Source organism: Clavibacter lycopersici, from assembly GCF_003576405.1.
GTDB lineage: Bacteria > Actinomycetota > Actinomycetes > Actinomycetales > Microbacteriaceae > Clavibacter > Clavibacter lycopersici.
On record NZ_QWGT01000426.1, the window covers coordinates 1 to 1,068 of the forward strand.

1 protein-coding gene is annotated in these 1,068 nt (G+C 78.8%); it reads right to left on the reverse strand.

Going from position 1 to position 1,068, the window contains the following annotated elements; translation table 11 throughout:
- Nucleotides 1–116: 116 nt before the first annotated feature.
- Nucleotides 117–1,068: GTP-binding protein (locus tag DZG00_RS15695; protein ID WP_147360075.1), on the reverse strand; the 952-nt coding region annotated here is incomplete at its 5' end.

Here is a 1,068-nt window from a genome sequence, read left to right on the forward strand (position 1 = left end):
CACCGCACCCCGACCGTCGGCGCGCCGCGTGCGCGGGAGGCCCGCCATCCCCCAGGGTGGCGGGCCTCCCTCGCGCGTGCGGCGCATCCCGGCGCCGGCGACGGACGCCCGCCGGATCAGTGCCGGTGCTCGGTGTCCCAGGCGGGGAACGGGTCCGCGTAGCCGTGCCACGCCGCGGGCCCGGCCACCAACTCGGCCGGGTCGAGGAGGCAGGCGCCGAGGATCCGGTCGAGCAGGGCGCCGTCGAGGTGCTCGCCCACGAACGCGATCTCCTGCCCGGCGGGCGAGTCGGCGTCCCAGCTGCGCATGGCCGTCGGGTCGAGGCTCAGCACGTCGCCCGCCGTGGCCCACGAGCCGACGGTCGCGGGGCGGGTCGCGAGGCGCACGAGCCCGCGCGAGCGGACGATCCGGCCGACCGGACCGGGCACGAGGTCGTGCGCGACGGCCGCGTGCAGCCGGCCGGGATGGAACGGGCGCGGATCGCGGAAGACGTGCACGCCCATCCCGCCTGCGGACGTCGGCGCGGCCTCGCCCGCGAGCGCGAGCTGCCACCCCATGCCCGCGGCGAGCCGTCGGGCGCGCTGGCGGCCGATGCGCAGGGGTGCGGGCGCGAGCGACGCGCGGTCGGCCGTGGCGACGATGCGCGCGTCCGGGGCGAGGTGCGCGAGCAGGGCGACGACGCGGAGCGCGTCCGGGGCCGGGCGGTCCGGATCCAGGTCCTCGAGCACCACGGCGCTCGCGCACTCGAGCCGCCCGGCCAGCCGCTCGGCCGCGTCGAACGGCGTCACGTCGGCGTCGCCCGGGTCGAGCAGCAGCTCCCGGATCTCGGCGACGGAGGAGACCGCGATCACGTCGACGATGCCGATGGGCGTGGATCCGGGATGCCGCGCCTCGACGACGTGCTCCAGCACGAGCGCGACCTCGAGCGGATCTGCGGCCGGCTCCAGCGCGACCACCGCGAGCCCGCGGCGCCCGTCGTCCACGTCGGCGATGAGGCCCTCGGCGAGGTCCGCGCCGAGGTCGCCGCTGTCGCCGCCCGGCGCCTCGACCACCGCGGGCCGCTCGGAG